Source organism: Faecalibacterium sp. OF03-6AC, assembly GCF_003478175.1.
Lineage (GTDB): Bacteria > Bacillota > Clostridia > Oscillospirales > Ruminococcaceae > Faecalibacterium > Faecalibacterium taiwanense.
In genome coordinates this window covers 61,781-79,226 of record NZ_QUEN01000007.1, presented here as the reverse complement: position 1 = coordinate 79,226, position 17,446 = coordinate 61,781, and the positions used below count along the sequence as shown (strand labels likewise).

Annotated in this window: 15 protein-coding genes and 1 riboswitch; of the genes, 13 read left to right on the top strand and 2 right to left on the bottom strand. The window is 60.5% G+C overall.

The features are described from left to right. Positions 1–367: 367 nt before the first annotated feature. The 8 genes from rpe to DXA66_RS09445 are packed head-to-tail and all read left to right on the top strand — an operon-like array spanning position 368 to position 8,612. Positions 368–1,018, top strand: a complete 651-nt coding sequence (gene rpe, locus DXA66_RS09480) for a ribulose-phosphate 3-epimerase (RefSeq protein WP_118528462.1) — start codon at positions 368–370, stop codon at positions 1,016–1,018. A 14-nt stretch (positions 1,019–1,032) separates the two neighbouring features. Next, positions 1,033–2,052, top strand: coding sequence for an RnfABCDGE type electron transport complex subunit D (locus tag DXA66_RS09475; protein ID WP_118528460.1), 1,020 nt, complete (start codon positions 1,033–1,035; stop codon positions 2,050–2,052). Further along, positions 2,049–2,771 carry an Rnf-Nqr domain containing protein gene (locus DXA66_RS09470; RefSeq protein WP_118528458.1) on the top strand — a complete coding sequence of 241 codons (723 nt, stop codon included), beginning with the start codon at positions 2,049–2,051 and terminating at the stop codon, positions 2,769–2,771. The genes DXA66_RS09475 and DXA66_RS09470 overlap by 4 nt, the downstream gene beginning before the upstream one ends. Beyond that, positions 2,768–3,379 carry an Rnf-Nqr domain containing protein gene (locus DXA66_RS09465; RefSeq protein ID WP_118528456.1) on the top strand — a complete coding sequence of 204 codons (612 nt, stop codon included), beginning with the start codon at positions 2,768–2,770 and terminating at the stop codon, positions 3,377–3,379. The genes DXA66_RS09470 and DXA66_RS09465 overlap by 4 nt, the downstream gene beginning before the upstream one ends. Positions 3,380–3,403: 24 nt before the next feature. Next, the gene (locus tag DXA66_RS09460) at positions 3,404–4,504 is read left to right on the top strand and encodes a putative glycoside hydrolase (protein WP_118528454.1); all 1,101 of its coding nucleotides are present in this window, start codon (positions 3,404–3,406) and stop codon (positions 4,502–4,504) included. Between the two features lie 46 nt (positions 4,505–4,550). Further along, positions 4,551–5,843: a DUF1015 domain-containing protein gene (locus tag DXA66_RS09455; protein ID WP_118528452.1), complete on the top strand. Its 1,293-nt coding sequence runs from the start codon at positions 4,551–4,553 to the stop codon at positions 5,841–5,843. Positions 5,844–5,856: 13 nt separating this feature from the next. Continuing rightward, positions 5,857–7,767, top strand: coding sequence for a DEAD/DEAH box helicase (locus tag DXA66_RS09450; protein WP_118528450.1), 1,911 nt, complete (start codon positions 5,857–5,859; stop codon positions 7,765–7,767). Beyond that, positions 7,764–8,612, top strand: a complete 849-nt coding sequence (locus DXA66_RS09445; protein ID WP_005938310.1) for a putative RNA methyltransferase — start codon at positions 7,764–7,766, stop codon at positions 8,610–8,612. The genes DXA66_RS09450 and DXA66_RS09445 overlap by 4 nt, the downstream gene beginning before the upstream one ends. A gap of 317 nt (positions 8,613–8,929) precedes the next feature. On the opposite strand, the gene DXA66_RS09440 is transcribed toward DXA66_RS09445, so the two are convergent. Further along, a complete protein-coding gene (locus DXA66_RS09440) occupies positions 8,930–9,583 on the bottom strand; it encodes an ECF transporter S component (protein WP_118528448.1) in 654 nt (217 codons plus the stop codon). Positions 9,584–9,968: 385 nt separating this feature from the next. Here DXA66_RS09440 and DXA66_RS09435 point away from each other — a divergent pair, with 385 nt between their 5' ends. Further along, positions 9,969–11,405: a PLP-dependent aminotransferase family protein gene (locus DXA66_RS09435; protein ID WP_118528446.1), complete on the top strand. Its 1,437-nt coding sequence runs from the start codon at positions 9,969–9,971 to the stop codon at positions 11,403–11,405. Here the strand turns inward: DXA66_RS09435 and DXA66_RS09430 are convergent. Continuing rightward, positions 11,312–12,226 (bottom strand): hypothetical protein, encoded by a 915-nt coding sequence (locus tag DXA66_RS09430; protein WP_118528444.1) that lies wholly within the window; start codon positions 12,224–12,226, stop codon positions 11,312–11,314. The two genes, DXA66_RS09435 and DXA66_RS09430, sit on opposite strands and share 94 nt — an antisense overlap. 76 nt (positions 12,227–12,302) lie before the next feature. On the opposite strand from DXA66_RS09430, the gene DXA66_RS09425 reads away from it, so the two are divergent. From DXA66_RS09425 to ilvD, 4 genes are all read left to right on the top strand, one after another. Then, positions 12,303–12,485 (top strand): hypothetical protein, encoded by a 183-nt coding sequence (locus tag DXA66_RS09425; RefSeq protein ID WP_118528442.1) that lies wholly within the window; start codon positions 12,303–12,305, stop codon positions 12,483–12,485. A 198-nt stretch (positions 12,486–12,683) separates the two neighbouring features. Continuing rightward, a riboswitch (glycine riboswitch) is annotated at positions 12,684–12,785 on the top strand. Between the two features lie 131 nt (positions 12,786–12,916). Continuing rightward, positions 12,917–14,434 carry a sodium:alanine symporter family protein gene (locus DXA66_RS09420; RefSeq protein WP_118528440.1) on the top strand — a complete coding sequence of 506 codons (1,518 nt, stop codon included), beginning with the start codon at positions 12,917–12,919 and terminating at the stop codon, positions 14,432–14,434. 99 nt (positions 14,435–14,533) lie between these two features. Further along, positions 14,534–15,241 (top strand): FadR/GntR family transcriptional regulator, encoded by a 708-nt coding sequence (locus tag DXA66_RS09415; protein ID WP_118528438.1) that lies wholly within the window; start codon positions 14,534–14,536, stop codon positions 15,239–15,241. Positions 15,242–15,546: 305 nt separating this feature from the next. After that, a complete protein-coding gene (ilvD, locus tag DXA66_RS09410) occupies positions 15,547–17,334 on the top strand; it encodes a dihydroxy-acid dehydratase (RefSeq protein ID WP_118528436.1) in 1,788 nt (595 codons plus the stop codon). Positions 17,335–17,446 lie beyond the last annotated feature (112 nt).

Genomic DNA, 17,446 nt, shown 5'->3' with positions numbered 1-17,446 from the left:
GCCGCCGATGAAACTCCCCCAGTCATCTCGCTGCGCTCAATGCCAGCCCCCTCTGGGATGGGGCCCTTGGCATGGCGGTAAAGCTTCCGGTTAAAGTGCAAATCTTCCGGGCGTGCCAGAGGCTCCCTCTCCGAGGGAGCTGGCAAAGCCGTCAGGCTTTGACTGGGGGAGTTTACTTCGCAAATGGACAAATCTTTCCAAATACGTCATTTCCGTGAAAAAGCCGTTGGCGGGTTTGATTTTTTGCTCGTTTTCATGTAAACTAAAAGATAACCATGCCCATGCTGTTTTTGCGGTTTGAAACCGCCAGCACAATGGGACGAATAGGAATAAAAATTTATAAAATAACGGAGCGTAAAGATAGAATATGGCAATCGTAAGTCCTTCGATCCTTTCCGCTGATTTTGGCAAACTGGGTGCAGACTGCCGCATGGTGCTGGATGCCGGTGCACAGATGCTGCATTACGACGTGATGGACGGCCACTTTGTGCCCAACATCAGCTTTGGCGTGCCGGTGCTCAAGAGCCTGCACAAAAATCTGCCGGATGCCTTTTATGATGTGCACCTGATGATCAGCCATCCGCTGCAGTATGCGGAAGCCTTCATCAAAGCCGGTGCCACCCTGTACAACTTCCACCTTGAGTGTGAGGACAATATTCAGGCCACCATCGATGCGGTCAGGGCGCTGGGCTGCAAGGTGGGCCTGACCATCAAGCCCGGCACCGACCCGCAGGCGCTGGCACCGTATCTTGACCAGCTGGATCTTGTGCTGGTGATGAGCGTGGAGCCCGGCTTCGGCGGGCAGAAGTTCATGCCCTCGGCGCTGGACAAGCTGCGCTGGCTCAAGGCAGAGCGCGAAGCGCGCGGCGCACACTATCTGCTGGAAGTGGACGGCGGCGTGGACAATGCCACCGCGCCCCAGTGCGTGGAAGCGGGCGCTGATATTCTGGTGGCGGGCAGTGCGGTGTTCGGCGCAGCAGACCCTGCTGCAGCCGTGCAGCACCTCGCCAGCCTTTGAAAGGATAACCATTTATGGATGAATCTTTGATCCGGGAGCAGGAGGCACAGCTCCAGAAGACCGGCCGCTACTATAAGCATATCTGCTTTATGGCGGTGCCGGTGCTGTGCATGGCCTGTTTTCTGTACGGTGTGCGCCCGCTGCTGCTGTGCGGCATTGCGGTGCTTACCGGCAACCTGTGCGACCGTCTCGTTTCGCTGCTGCGCCGCCGCGTGTATCAGGGCGGTGACTTTTCCAACGAGAGCTTTGCGCTCGTCATTGCCCTGCTGATGCCGGTGACGGTGGATATCTATGTTCTGATCGCCGCAGTGATTGCCGGTGTGCTGATCGGCAAGGAAATCTTTGGCGGCTACGGCAGCTACCCCTTCAACCCGGCTGCTGTGGGCTATGTGGTGGCGGCTGTGTCATGGCCGGAACAGGTGTTCCGCTATCCACAGCCCTACACCAGCATCCCCCTGTGGGATGCCTCCATGGTGCCGGTCTCCAGCGCCATTGAGGACACCCTGCGCAGCGGCGGCATGCTGAACATCGGCTCGCTGGCGCTGGGTCTGGGCGAATATGCTGCTCCCATGGGCACCGGCGCTGCGCTGGTGATCCTTGCCTGCGGCCTGTTTTTGTGGACCCAGAAGGATGCCCACATGTCTGCATCGATCAGCTTTCTTGTGACCTGTGCGGTCATTGCGTTCTTCTTCCCGCGGCAGGCGGGCCTTGCCGACAGTGCCGTGCTGTCAAATATCCTGCCCCGCCTGCAGTGTGTGCGGGATGAGCTGCTGACTGGCGCGATCCTGTTCAGCGCGGTGTTCCTGATCAACGAGCCTTACACCTGCGTGCACCACCGCATGGGCCGTGTGCTGTACGGCGTGCTGGTGGGCGTTGTGAGCATGGGCTTCCGCTACTATGGCGTGTACGAAACCGGTGTGTGCTTTGCGCTGCTGGCGGTCAACAGTGTGTCGGCATGGATCGACCGCACCGAGGCAAAGCTGTATCACCTGACCCATCTGCAGGCAGATGCCGGAAAGGGGGCAGCACAATGAGACGCGCAACGGCTGAACTGATCGTAAAAGATCCCAACAAGTTTGCCCACCACGACCGTGTGTTCCTGAATAACCCGGTGGTCATGCAGGGCATGGGCCTTGCCCCGCTGGTGGTGCTTGCCACCAGCGGCCAGAATGCGGGGATGCTGGCGGCGGCGGTGGCGCTGCTGCTGGTGCCCTCCCGCGTGCTGGCCTGTCTGCTGAGCCGCCTTGTGCCCCTGCACGACGAGGACCCCGCCCCGGAAACGCTGCAGAAAAAGCTGCTGCCCCGTGCACTGGTGTACGGTTTCAGCACGGCGGTGGTGTATCTGGCGGTGTATCCCATCCTGAATATGCTGTTCAGCACCAGCCTGCTGAGCCTTGGCATCTATCTTCCCATGCTCACGGTGGAGCCGCTTCTGACCTACCGCTTTGGCCGCGTGCAGGAGACGGTGCGCAAGGCTGTCTCCAAGGGCCTGCGCATCACGGTGGGCTATGCGCTGCTGCTGGTGCTGCTGGGCTGCGTCCGTGAATGGCTGGCCGCAGGCACCATGTTCGGTGTGGTTGTCAGCCGCCCGGTGCTGCCCATGGCAAGCATGCCGGCAGGCGGCTTTATCGTGCTGGGCGTGCTGTGTGCCGTATGGCGTGCACTGGCCCAAAAGCGTAAGGCATATCTCACCAAAGAGGCACGCAACCTTGTGGATGTGCATTCCCAGAAGGAGGCGGACCGCGAACAATGAGAGATGTTGTAACAACAAGTGCAGTGTTCTTCAGCTATGCACTGCTGGCGGTGTTCGCGCAGAACGCCGTCTTTACCCGTGCACTGGGCGTTTCGCGTCTGGTGCAACTGGTGGGCGATGACCGCACCAGCAGCTGGCTGTTTGGTATGCAGCTGTGCATCACGCAGATGCTGGTAACGCCGTTTGCGTGGTATGCCGGCAGCCAGATCACGCCGCTGGCAAACCGTGCCCAGCTGCGCCCGCTGGTGTATATTTCCAGCATTGCCGTGGTGTGCGTTCTGGAGCACGCCGTGCTGTGGCTGGCGAAGGGCCTGCCGCACCGCAGCGCATTGCTGCGCATCGTGCCGCTGGCGGGCCTGAACAGCTGTGTGCTGGGCACTGTACTGGTGGAGCGCACCCAGAGCTTTACGCTGGGGCAGAGCCTTGGCTTTGGCCTTGGCAGCGGCCTTGGCTATGTGCTGGCGGTGCTGCTGGTAACGGAAGCCCGCCACCGCCTGCGCAGCAAGGCCATCCCGGAAGCATTCCGCGGCCTGCCCATCACGCTGGTGTATATCGGCGTGCTGGCACTGGCGATCTATGGTTTCACCGGACATTCTGTGATCCTGTAACATTGGCAGGGAGGAGAATCGACAATGGCAAAGTATAAACGTCAGAAGGTCAAGCGCTACCGCCGCAGCTTCTACAGCCGCGGTACACGCATCAAAAAAGGCATCGGCATCGTGGTGCTGGTGCTGGCGGTGCTGGGCGCAGCCTGGCTGGCAGCACCCCACGTGCTGGACTGGGCTACCCACACCTGGTATACTGTGGTGAAGAACCGTGATCTGGAAGCCGAATCGGCATCCCGCGCAGCCGCCTCGTCCGAAGCAGCTGCATCCTCGGCGGTACAGGAAGCGGCTTCGTCCCAGCCGGAGCCGGAACAGCCCAAGGAGCTGGACGGCAAGGCCATTACCGGCGGCAGCTGGGCCGCAGTGGATGTGAGCACCCTTGCCGATGATGCGGCCATCCGTGCAGCGGCGCAGCAGCTCAAGGCGCAGGGAGCGGATTACGGCCTTGTGACCCTGAAGGATGCCGACGGCAGCATCCATTATGCTTCGCAGGTGGCGGCGGCTTCCGGCAGCATCGCCGGGATCACTGTGGACCCGGCCCGCATCGCGGCCATCTTCCGGGAGGAGGGCATCATCCCGGCGGCACAGCTTGCGGCCTTTACCGACCCGGTGTCCGGCTATACCGACCGCAGCATGGCCGTGCATTACAGCGGCACCCAGCTCTGGCTGGATAACGTCAGTGCCAAGGCCGGCGGCAAGTCCTGGCTGGACCCCAGCGCAGCATCCGCTGTGCAGTATGTGGGCGATCTGATCGAGGAGCTGCACGGCATGGGCTTTGAGCAGGTGGTGCTCACTGGCGTGCAGTTCCCGAACATCATCACCCGCAAGCAGGAGTTTGCAGCGGCGGGCGGCAAGAGTCAGGAGGGCCGCGCTGCCCTGCTGGCTGCGGATATCAGCACATGGCAGGCCCGCTTTGACGGCAGCGTGGTGCTGTGGCTGAGCTACCCGGCCCAGCAGTGCACCGACGCTTCCGATGCACTGGGTGCACCGGCTGTGAGCCTTGGAATGCACAACCTGATCGTCACGGCGGATACGCTGGACGCGGCGGCACGCGGGCAGCTGCAGCAGTCTGCCGCCGAAGCCGGTGTGCAGAACGTTGTGATCTGCAGTACCGAGAGCTTCCAGTAAAAAGAACATGGATCGCTTTGGTTATTGTAAAAGGGAGAGATCTACTATGAACACGAAATCCTGCTTTGCACCGGCCCACATCCTTCTGCCTTCGGAGCAGATCCCACTGGAAAAGTGGGGCTGCATTGCCTGCGATCAGTTCACCAGTGACCGGGATTACTGGCAGAAAGCCGAGGCTGCTGCGGCAGGCAGCCCCAGCACCCTGAACATGATCCTGCCGGAGGTCTATCTGGAGGACGGCGATGCCGATGCACGCATTGAGAAGATCCATGCCACCATGGATGACTATGCCCGGAACGTGCTGACCCGCGCGGTGGACGGCTTTGTTTACGTGGAGCGCACCGAGCAGAGCGGCAAGGTGCGGCAGGGCCTTGTGGGCATGGTGGATCTGGAAGCCTACAGCTACCGCCGCGGTGCACCCTGCGCCGTGCGTCCCAGCGAAAGCACGGTGGAAAGCCGCATCCCGCCCCGCATGAAGGTGCGCACCGGTGCCGCGCTGGAAACGCCCCATATCATGATGCTGGCGGACGACCCCGGCTGCACCCTCATCGAGCCGGTGGCGGCGCATAAAGCCGAACTGCCCAAGGTATACGAGGGCGAGCTGATGCTGGGCGGCGGCCACATTGCGGGCTGGGCTGTGGAAGACCCTGCCCTCATTGCGCAGATCGAAGATGCGCTGGCTGTGCTGGGCAGTCAGGAAGAATTCGACAAAAAGTATCCGGATGCCACCCGCCGCGACCCGCTGACGCTGGCCGTGGGCGACGGCAACCACTCGCTGGCCACTGCAAAGGCCTGCTGGGAGGAGCTGAAAAAGACCCTGACACCGGAGCAGGCAGCAAACCATCCGGCCCGCTGGTGTATGGCCGAGGTGTGCAATGTGCACTCGCCTGCGATCGAGATCGAGCCGATCCACCGCGTGTTGTTCAATGTGGACTGCGCAGCGGTGCTGCTGAGCCTGATCACGTGGAGCGATTCCAATATGGCCGGCTGCAGCTTTGGCGGCAGCAAGCAGCAGCCCTTCACGCTGGCCGGGCCGCACATGTCCAACGTGCTCAGCTTTGAGGACCCAACCGCACCGCTGACCGTGGGCACCATTGACGAATTTATCGAATACTATCTTGAGCACCACAAGGAAGCCCGCGTGGACTATGTGCACGACGAGCCTGCTGTGCGCGCCCTGTGCAAAAAAGGTGCTGTGGCATTCCTGATGCCGCCGTTTGCCAAGAGTGACCTGTTCAAAGGCGTTGTGATGGGCGGCGTGCTGCCGCGCAAGACCTTCAGCATGGGCCACGCAGAAGAAAAGCGGTACTATGTGGAGTGCCGGAAAATTACGGAATAATTATTGGAGAACCATGACATTTAAAGAATTGAATCTGTCCGCCCCGCTTCTGCGCGCTGTGCAGGAGGCAGGCTATGAGACCCCGTCGCCCATTCAGGCGGCGGCGATCCCGCCGGTGCTGTCCGGCCGGGATCTGATGGGCTGCGCCCAGACCGGTACCGGCAAGACGGCTGCTTTTGCGCTGCCCATGCTGGACCGGCTCACGGCCAATGCGCCCCGCAGAAAGGGTGCCATCCGCGCCCTGATCCTGACCCCTACCCGTGAGCTTGCTTTGCAGATCGGCGAAAGCTTTGATGCCTACGGCAAGTATCTCAAGCTGCGCAGCACCGTCATTTTTGGCGGCGTGGGCCAGGCACCGCAGGTGGAAGCGCTGAAAAAGGGCGTGGACATCCTGATCGCCTGCCCGGGACGACTCAACGACCTGATCGGTCAGGGATTTATCGATCTCTCGAACCTTGAGATCTTTGTGCTGGACGAAGCCGACCGGATGCTGGATATGGGCTTTGTGCACGATGTGAAGAAGGTGATCGCAAAGCTGCCCGGAGAGCGCCAGAACCTGATGTTCAGCGCCACCATGCCCACCGAGATCGAACAGCTGGCCGCAGGCATCCTGCGCAAGCCCGCCTTCGTCAAGGTGGACCCGGTGTCCAGCACCGTGGACCGCATCCAGCAGAGCCTGTACCATGTGGAAAAGGGCAACAAGAAATTCCTGCTGCCGTGGCTCATCAAGAACCTGCAGCCCCCGGTGGTGAACGCGCTGGTGTTCAGCCGCACTAAGCACGGCGCGGATAAAATTGCAAAAGACCTCACCAAGCAGGGCATCCCGGCGGCGGCCATCCATGGCAACAAGAGCCAGACCGCCCGCGTGACCGCGCTGGAAAACTTCAAGGCCGGTAAGACCAGGGTGCTGGTAGCCACCGATATCGCCGCCCGCGGCATCGACATCAGCGAGCTGTCCCATGTGTTCAACTACGACCTGCCCGAGGTACCGGAGACTTACGTGCACCGCATCGGCCGCACGGCCCGCGCCGGTGCCGACGGTACGGCGGTCAGCTTCTGTGCACCTGAGGAGCAGGAGTATCTGGCAGGCATCGAAAAGCTGAACCGCCGCAAAATTCCCGTGGTGAGCGGCCACCCGTGGGACGGTGTGCCCGCGCCGGTGCGCCCGGAGCCGCCCGTGCGCGGCAAAAAGCCCAAGGCAGCCGCCGCTGAACCGGCAGAAAAGCCTGCCGCAAAGCAGCCGAAGCCCGCAAAGGCCGAAGCAAAAAACGCAAAAACTGAAAAAAAGGCTGCACCCGCACCCAAGGTGCAGGCAAAGCCCGCAAAAACCGAAAAAGAGGAACCACTCATGGATGATACCAAGCGTACAACCGGCGGACGCAGCAATGACCGCCGTTCCAATAATAACAGCCGCCCGCGCCGGGAGCAGAATGCTCCTGCCCGCGGCAGCAATGCGCAGCCCAAGTTTGACCCGCATTTTGTGAGTGCCCCGGAGGCCACTCCGCTGCGCCCGGCCAAAAAGACTCCGGCTGCACCCGCCGCCCCGGCCATCCGCACGGCTGCACAGCCTGCTCAGCAGAACAGCAGCATGCAAGGCCAGAAGAGCCGTCGCAATGACCGCAGCGACCGTCCGGCCCGCCAGAACAGCCAGCCTGCCGCCCAGAGCCAGAGTGCAGAGCAGGGCCGCGGTGCAAACAACGGCCAGCGCGGCCGTCAGAATGCGTCCCGCAATGCACAGCCTGCACCGGCCCGTGCCCCCAGAGCGGAGAGCAGCCGCGGCCGTGCCGCTGCAAGGGACGAAGACCCGGGCCTTGTGCTCATCAGCCGCCGTCCGCCGCAGCAGAAGTTCACGAACTTTGAGGAGTATATGAACGCCCACGGCGGTGCAACTGCACCCATTGAGGACCACAGCGACGAAGTATGAGCAAAAATGAACCGTTTGCCCCATGGCAGTGCCCGCTGTGCGGGGAAAAACTGACCGGCGACAGCACCCTGAAATGCACAAAAGGCCACTGCTTTGACCGCGCCAAGGAGGGCTACTGGCATCTGCTGCCGGTGCAGAGCATGCGCACCAAGGCTCCCGGCGACAGCAAGGAGATGGTGGCCGCCCGCCGCGCGTTCCTGAATGCCGGATACTACGGCATCTTTGGCAAAGCGGTGGGTGAGCTGTGCGCAGAGTACGGCCAGCCTGCCAGCCCGGAGGCGGCGCTGCATCTGCTGGATGCAGGCTGCGGCGAGGGCTGGTACGACCGCTGCATCGCGCAGGCGCTTGCCGAAAAAGGCCGCCGGGTGCAGCTGGCGGGTTTTGATATCGCAAAGCCTGCGGTGCGTCTTGCGGCCAAGGCCCTGCCCACGGCACAGTATGCGGTGGCATCCAGCTTCAGCCAGCCGGTGCGCACCGGCTGGGCCGACCTGCTGCTGAACTGCTTTTCGCCCTTTGCACAGGAGGAATTCCTGCGGGTGCTGCGCCCGGGCGGACGGATGATCTATGTGGTGCCCGGTGCCGAACATCTGTACCAGATGAAGGCCGTGCTCTACGAAAAGCCCTATAAAAACCCGGTGCAGCAGATCGCCTATGACGGTTTTGCCGCCATTGGGGAACGGGAAGTGACCGGCCGAGTCACGGTGCCCCACGAACAGCTGGAAGCGCTGTTCGCCATGACACCCTATTACTGGAAAACGCCGCGCGGCGGGGCGGAGCGCCTTGCTGCGCTGTCCCAGCTGGAAACCGATATCTCGTTCCGGTTCCTTGTATTTGAAAAGCTGTAATGATAGCAGTCTGCGTTTTTAATGCACAAGCAACATCCGCAAACTGCATATCGCAAATATGCCGTTTTAATAGGCACTATTTTTGAAAATTGCGATAAAAAGCAAAAAACGCTCGTCATGCAGAATTGTGTGACGAGCGCTTTTTGCTTCAGTTTCTGTCAAAAGCCCCGTCCCCGAGGGGGCTGTCGAGCGAATGCGAGACTGGAGGAGTTCCGTGTGACAGGTCGTCCACGAAAAACACCACTGCCCCACCGCCGGAGGATAGGAGAAGTCCGGCAGGTGAGGGCAGCAGTGCTGTATCAGGATAGAGAGATCGCTTAGTGTTTTTCGCCCTTGGGCAGCAGACCGGCACGCTCCAGGGCCGGACGCAGGGCGAGGTACAGGATGACAGCACACACGGTGGAGGCCACGCTGTTTACAAAGGTGACGCCGCCTGCAATTTTGGTCAGCGCCTGTGCCACGGTGTATTCCTGACCAAAGATGTACACATTGCGGAAGTAGCCAAGGAAGGGGTCGGTCAGCACGTTCAGCAGCAGGCCGGAACCGGCAGAAACGATCACCTTGACGAGATAGCCGGAGCTGTGGTTGTCGAGGTCGCGCAGCTTGAATGCCTTGTGCGCCACGGCACCGCAGGTGATGCCGATGATGAACTTGAGCACAAAGGTGGTGACGGCGTAGCCCGGGTCACCGGCCAGAATATCGGCCAGCGCCAGACCAATGGCACCGGCCAGACCGCCGGACACACCGTCCAGCAGCAGGGCGGTCAGGGCGGTGAAGGTGTTGCCCAGATGGAACGAAGAGCCGCCGTAGAACGGCACACGGAAGAACAGATAAGCCACAAGGCTTAAAGCGGCCATGACACCGGTCAGGGCCAGCTCCTTGGTGGTGAAGGTGCGCTTGTACAGCACACTTGCAAACAGAATGACGATGACAACGACTGCCAGAAGCAGCCACATTGCAGTAGTAGACATGATTTTACTTTCCCTCCAAATTTCCAAAATACCAGCCAAAACCCATGCGAACTTGTCAGGGCGAGGCCCTTCCATCTTGCCTGTGGCAAGACCGTTCGGTCGCTTAAAGTCCCCACTGGGGACTTTATTGTTCCGCTTCGCTTCACAAACGCGAACTTGTCAGGGCGAGGCCCTTCCGTCTTGCCCGCGGCAAGACCGTTCGCCGCTTCAAAGCCCCACTGGGGCTTTGATTGCTTCGCAACCACTTACCTACAATCCTACTTGACATTTGGGTGTCCAGCGGGTATGCTCCTATTATACGCAGAACTGACACCATGAAAATACCCAGAATAAAGTTTTTTCATGGGGTCAGTTTGACGCAATACCCAGACAGGAGGGATGATTTATGGTCCATCTGACCACGGCGCTGGATGCTTCTTCTGGCGTGCCGCTGTACGAACAGCTGTACCGCAGCCTTGCCGGAGAGATGCGAAGCGGCACCCTTGCGGCGGGCACCCGGATGCCCGGCAAGCGGCGGCTGGCGGCAGAGCTGTCCGTCTCGGTGAATACGGTGGATGCCGCCTATCAGATGCTGGCGGCGGAAGGGTATCTGGAATCGCGGGAGCGCAGCGGCTTTTATGTACAGGAATATCTGGCCCTGCCGTCCCGGCCTGCCAGCGGGCCGGAACAGCCCGCACCGCCAAAACCGGAACCGCCTGTGCTGCCGGTGCGGTACGACCTTTCCACCCGCGGGGTAGACCCGGAGCTGTTCCCGTTCCGCACATGGGCGCGGCTGCAAAAGGAGCTGCTCTATTCCTCGCCCCAGCTGCTCACCCACGGCGATGCGCAGGGCGACCCGGCCCTGCGGCAGGCGCTGGCGGAATATCTCTCTGAATACCGCGGTGTGCAGTGCGGGCCGCATCAGATCGTGGTGGGCGCGGGATTGGAATATCTGCTGGGCCTGCTGGCACCGCTGCTGCCCGGCCCTGCAGCGGTGGAAACGCCGGGCTACCCCCGTGCTTTGCAGGTGCTGCAGAACAACGGTGTGCACTGCTGCTGCCTACCGGTGGACGAGGACGGCCTTTCGGTGGAAGCACTGAACCGGTCGGATGCAGCGGTGTGCTACGTCACGCCCAGCCACCAGTTCCCCACAGGCGTTACCATGCCTGCGGGCCGCAGGGCCGAGCTTCTGCACTGGGCAGCCCGCAGGCCGGGCGGGCGGTATATTATAGAAGATGATTACGATTCGGAGTTCCGTTTTGATACCCGGCCTCTGCCCAGCCTGCAGGGCATGGCGGGTGCAGACGGCCCGGTGGTGTACCTCTCCACCTGCTCCCGCAGTCTGGCTCCCAGCATCCGTATCGCCTATATGGTGCTGCCGGAGCATCTTCTGCCTGCATGGCGGAAAAAATACCGCCTGTACTCCGGCACGGTGAGCCGGTTCGAGCAGCAGACGCTGGCCCGCTTTATCACCGAGGGCTACTTCACCCGGCATCTGGCCCGGGAGCGGGTGGCCTACAAGGCCCGGCGGGACGCGCTGGAGGCAGCATTGAACACTGCCTTTGCTCCCGGCGAGCTGACCCTTGCGGGCCTGCACACCGGCCTGCACCTGCTGGCAAAGCTCAAAGACCCGCCGCCGGATGCTGCGCTGCGCTGCGCGGCGGAAGCCGAAGGCGTGCAGCTGAGCCTGCTGAGCGATTACGACCTGACCGGAGAAGCACCCTCAGCGGTAGGCACGCTGGTGCTGGGTTATGGCTCGCTGAAGGACGAGGCCTGCGCCTCGGTGGGCGAAACATTGAAAAAGGTCTGCATGGCAGCGCGGGAAGCATCCGTGACCGTGTAAGTGCCGCTGGCGGCATCCCACTGACCGGGCAGGGCCTGCGCCGCCACAGCGGCGCTGTTGTTGGCAAGAAATTCCAGAGTGCGCTCCAAAGCGTCATAGTCCAGCGCGGTCAGGTCGGTGAGCAGGGCCGAACTGCTGGCACGCAGGGCATCCGGCAGGGTGGCGGGCAGCAGGTCCAGATCCTGCCGGAAAAACGCATCCCACACGGCAGCGCGGGCCGCTGCGGTGCGTACGGGTGAAAAGGCTTCGTCGGCCTGCAGCTGGCACAGGAATTTGTGCGCGTCCCCGGCGGAAATGCCCTGCACGGCCCGGCTGCGGCCATAGCGGGCAAGCTCTTCCTCGGTCAGTGCGCCGGTAAAGCCTACCCGCACCGGCCCGTACCGGCTGGCAATACGCTCCAGCACATCGGGAGAAAAGGCCAGATACCTTGTGCCCTCCGGCAGGGCCAGCACCTGTGCCAGCGCTTCGCGGCAGCGGGCCGGGCCAGCGGCGGCATAGCAGCGGGCAAGGGATGTTTCTTCTTCTGCAAAAGGCACGGTGAGCACGGCAGGCACGCTGAGCAGATGCACGCAGTTCTGGCTGGCGTTCAGGTAGGCCAGCACAAAGCCGGGCTGTTCGCCGGAGACGCACAGCAGCACAGTGAGCTGGTCGGTGGTCTTGGGCAGCTGGATGGGCACACCGCTCTCGCTGCGGGCAGCCTGCCGCAGCTGGGTGCGCAGCTGCTGACGGGACAGCAGCACCGTGCCGCCCACCAGCGGCACCAGCACCAGCAGCGAAGCAAACAGTGCTGCCCAAAAGGGCTTCCAACCTCCACTGCGCATGGGATACACCGCCTTTCCTTTGCATAAAGCTTTGGCCTGCAGGCAAGACTTTATGCAGAAAAGGAGGCGTTTGCAGATGAAAAACAAAAAAGAGACAGCACCGACCACAGAGAAAGAACGGGAGGACTTCTGGCTGGAGATCGGCCCCGCCAGCGCCTATTACGGCACAGATTCTTACGAAACCGCGAAAGAAAACGGCGATGCCAGCCCGGATGGCAAAGCCCGGGGGTTTGAAGGCGCAGAGCCGAAAGAAAAGTAAAATAAATTTATGGCAGCGCTATGATGAGTGCGGATAAAAGTAATACCAAAACAAAATTCATCTGTCGGCATAACAGATGAAAAAGCAGCGTATGATATACAAAATGTCTTGCGCACAAGGACAGAATATGGTATAGTCTTTCTATCGCGCACAACTGTGCGCCGGAAGAACTGAAAAAGACGTGCACGGCGGGGAAAGACCGTGCACTCTGGAGAAGCCCGCTTGTAAAGTGGGTGCCGAAGGTGTAAGGCCGCAGGGAAAGCGGCTGTATCTCTCAGGCAAAAGGACAGAGCCATCGTCTTTGCGCAATGGGGCGCAGCCGGGAATGTGGCGCACCCCGGCTGCGGAAAATGAGAGCGCTCCGAATTTTGCGGGCAGAGCCTTTGGTGGGTTCTGTCCGCTTTTGTTTTGTGTATAGGGGGAAAGAGAGAATGGTCGAGATGATCACGCAGGTGAACAATGCCATCAATGGCGTGGTGTGGGGGCCGTTTGGTCTGGCACTGCTGTTCTGCACCGGCTTCTGGATGAGCGCCCGCACGGGCTTTTTCCAGTTCCGCAAAATGGGCTACTGGCTCCGGCACACCATCGGCGCGATCTTCACCAACAAGGACATCACCGCGCACACCAGCAAGGAGGATATGGCCATCAGCCAGTTCCAGAGCATGTGCACGGCGCTGGCGGGCACCATCGGCACCGGCAACATCGTGGGTGTGGCAACGGCCATCGTTTCCGGTGGGCCGGGTGCCATCTTCTGGATGTGGGTCATGGCATTGCTTGGCATGATGACCAGCTTTTCGGAGAATGTGCTGGGCGTGTACTACCGCCGCAAAAACGAAAAAGGCGAGTGGTCGGGCGGTGCCATGTACTACCTCACCGATGGTCTTGGCGCAAAGAAGGGCTGCAAACAGTTGGGCAAGGTGCTGGCAGTGCTGTTTGCCTGCTTCTGCATTCTGGCTTCCTTCGGCATTGGCAACATGAGCCAGATCAATTCCATCGCGGGCAACATGAACGCTGCTTTTGGCGTACCGACCCTCGTCACCGGCCTGTGCCTGATGGTGGTCACGGCCCTTATCGTCATTGGCGGTTTGAAGCGCGTTGCCGCTGTTACCGAAAAGCTGGTGCCGCTCATGGCCCTGTTCTACATTGCAGGCGCGCTCATCATCGTAGTGCTGCACGCGGGCAACATCCCGGCGGCATTTGCGGCTATTTTCAAGGGTGCGTTCAACCTGAACGCGGCAGGCGGCGGTGCGCTGGGCTACGGCATCAGCCAGACCATCACCTGGGGCTTCAAGCGCGGTGCCTTCTCCAACGAAGCCGGTCTCGGCTCTGCCGTCATGGTCAACTCCGCTTCCAACGTCAAGGAGCCGGTGCATCAGGGCATGTGGGGCGTGTTTGAGGTGTTTGCCGATACCATCGTGGTCTGCACGCTCACTGCTCTGGTCATCCTGACCACCGGCGTGGTAGACCTGCAGAGCGGCGCTGTACTGGCCGGTGTGCAGGACAACGCATTGGTGGGTCAGGCCTTCACCGCCGCATTTGGCAGCTTTGGCCCCAAGTTCATTGCCATCTCCATTCTGCTGTTTGCCTACTCCACTACGCTGGGCTGGAGCCACTACGGCACCAAGGCCGTGGAGTATCTCTTCGGCACCACCGGCAGCCGCATCTACAAGGTGGTCTTTGTGTGCATGACCGTGGTGGGTGCCACCATGAAGCTGGGCCTTGCGTGGGATCTTTCCGACACTTTCAACGGTCTGATGATGATCCCGAACCTGATCGGCGTGCTGGTGCTGTCCGGCACTGTGGTGGACATCACCCGCAACTACTTCGACCGCAGGGTGAAGGGCAAGGACATCGAACCCATGTGGTCGGCTTTCCTGGAGTACCAGAAGCAGGAGGAGGCCGAAGCCGCCGCAGAGGAAGCGGAGCTGGAAAAGGCCGCAAACGAATAAAATACCCAAAAGCAAGGGCTGTCTTTGAATGAGGACGGCCCTTGCTTTTGTCTGCTGCCCGGCCTTATAATAAATTAAAAAACAGGGGAGGGAGCAACCATGAGCGAATTTTCCCATCTGAAAAACAAACTCCTTGCCGAACAGGTGGAGGACGAAATTTACCACTATATTCTGGATACCCCGCTGGAGCCGGGAGCCAAGCTGCCCAATGAATTTGAGCTGGGCGAAAAATTTGGTGTGGGCCGCAGCACGGTGCGCGAAGCCGTGAAGCTGCTTTCCAGCAAGGGCATCGTGGAGGTGCGGCGGGGCTCCGGCACCTATGTGGTCACGACCGCCAAGGGCCTTTCGGACCCGCTGAACCTGCGCAGCGTGCAGGACAAGAACGCACTGGCGCTGGATCTGGTGAACGTGCGCCTGCTGCTGGAACCGGGCATGGCCGAGATGGCAGCGCTGAACGCCACTGACGAGGACATTGAACGCATCCAGCGCCTGTGCGACCGGGTGGAGAGCAAGATCCACAGCGGGGATCTGTACATTGAGGACGATATCGCGTTCCACACCTGCATTGCCGAGAGCAGCAAGAACATGGTGGTGGAGCAGCTGATCCCTATTATCGATACGGCGGTCATGATGTTCGTGAACGTCACCCACAAAAAGCTGACGGAGGAGACCATCCTGACCCACCGCATGATCACCGAAGCCATTGCCCGGCATGACCCCATTGGTGCCCGGTCTGCCATGGTGATGCACCTGAACTTCAACCGCAACTGCATCCGAAAGCTTTACGACGGCGAATGGGAAGACTGATGCCGCTGCATTTTACGTCCCCGCACAGTGCAAGGTCTGTGCGGGGACTTTTTATGCCTGAAGTTGTCTGATGACTTTTTAAGACGAATGAAACAGAAAAGTCGAAAAACTGGTTAGATTCTATGATGTATCCAAGATTTCAGAGCAATGTGCACGAAAAACTGGGCTGGTTATTGTTATAAAGTGGGTTCTGACTGCGACAACTTGCAAACGAGGCGGGACTTGATTAAAATGAACATGTAAGATGTCCGACAGTCAAAAGGACGATTTGCAAAGCAGAAAAAGAGCATTTTGGAGGTATGATCATGGAACTGCGTTCTCAGGCAGTGCGTAAACTGGCACCGGAAAACGATCCGCTGAAGATCGGCATGGGCTGGAAGGTGGACGACCTTGCAAAGCCCCAGATTATGGTGGAGAGCACCTTTGGCGACAGCCACCCCGGCAGCGCCCATCTGGATCAGTTCGTGAAGGAGGCTGTACAGGCAGTCAACACCCACGGCGGCAAGGCTGCACGCTATTTTGCAACCGATATGTGCGACGGCATCGCACAGGGCCACGACGGCATCAACTACTCGCTGCCACACCGTGACGCCATCGTGAATCTGGTGGAGGCTCAGGCCAACGCAACCGTGTACGACGGCGGCGTGTTCATCGCCAGCTGCGACAAGTCCATGCCCGCCATGCTGATGAGCATTGGCCGCCTGAAGGATATGAGCGCCATCGTAGTCACCGGCGGCGTGATGGAAGCCCACACCCTGCCCAAGAAGTACGTGGTCAACGACCCCGCCTGCGCCATCAACGACCTGCTGACGCTGGAACAGATCGGCAAGTTCGACGCATGGGAAAAGACGGGCGTGATCCCCAACGAGCAGCTGGACTACTACAAGCACAATGCCTGCCCCAGCTGCGGTGCCTGCTCCTTTATGGGCACCGCTTCTACCATGCAGATCATGGCCGAGGCTCTGGGCCTGATGCTGCCCGGCACCGCCCTGATGCCGGCCACCGCCCCGGAGCTGAAGCAGGCTGCCTATGATGCCGGCGTTCAGGTGATGAAGCTGGTGGCCGAGGGCATCAAGGCCAAGGACATCGTCACCATGAAGAGCTTTGAAAACGCCATCATGGTGCACGCCGCCATCTCCGGCTCCACCAATGCCACCATGCATCTGCCCGCCATTGCACACGAGTTCGGCTTTGAGATCGATGCCGACACCTTTGACCGGATGCACCGCGGTGCACACTATCTGCTGAACATCCGTCCTTCCGGCGACTGGCCCGCACAGTACTTCTACTATGCAGGCGGCGTGCCCCGCGTGATGGAAGAGATCAAGTCCATGCTGCATCTGGACGTGATGACTGTCACCGGCAAGACCCTGGGCGAAAACCTGGAAGAACTGAAGAAGAACGGCTTCTACGAGCACTGCGACGAGATCCTGCAGGAAAAGACCAAGGGTCTGGGCATCAAAGTCACCCGCGAGGATATCATCCACAGCTTTGACAATGCCAAGGGCACCGACGGCAGCATCGCCATCCTGAAGGGCAATCTGGCCCCGGAGGGCAGTGTCATCAAGCACACCGCCTGCCCCAAGAACATGTTCCACGCCACCCTGCGCGCAAAGCCCTTTGACAGCGAGGAAGAGTGCATCAGTGCCGTTCTGAACAAGCAGGTCCAGCCCGGAGATGCCATCTTCATCCGTTACGAAGGCCCCCGCGGCAGCGGCATGCCCGAGATGTTCTACACCGGCGAGGCCATCTGCGCCGACCCGAAGCTGGCTTCCAGCGTGGCGCTCATCACCGACGGCCGCTTCTCCGGCGCAAGCCGCGGCCCGGTCATCGGCCATGTCAGCCCGGAGGCCGCTGTGGGCGGCCCCATCGCTCTGGTGGAAGAGGGCGATCTCATCCGCATCGATGTGCCGAACCGTCAGCTTGCCATCGTGGGCGTGAACGGTGAGGAAAAGACCCCCGAGGAGATGGAGGCCATCCTTGCCCAGCGCCGTGCCAACTGGAAGCCCAAGGCTCCCAAGTACACCAAGGGCCTGCTGAAGCTCTACTCTCAGCACGCCGTCAGCCCCATGAAGGGTGCATATATGGAGTAAAAACGCTTCGTTTGCGATAAAAACCAAAAACAAAAAATCAACTGTTCGGCGTTGTTTTGCTGAACGGTCTGGATAAAGTTACGCCAAAAACAAAAAAGCGGATATTGCTTCG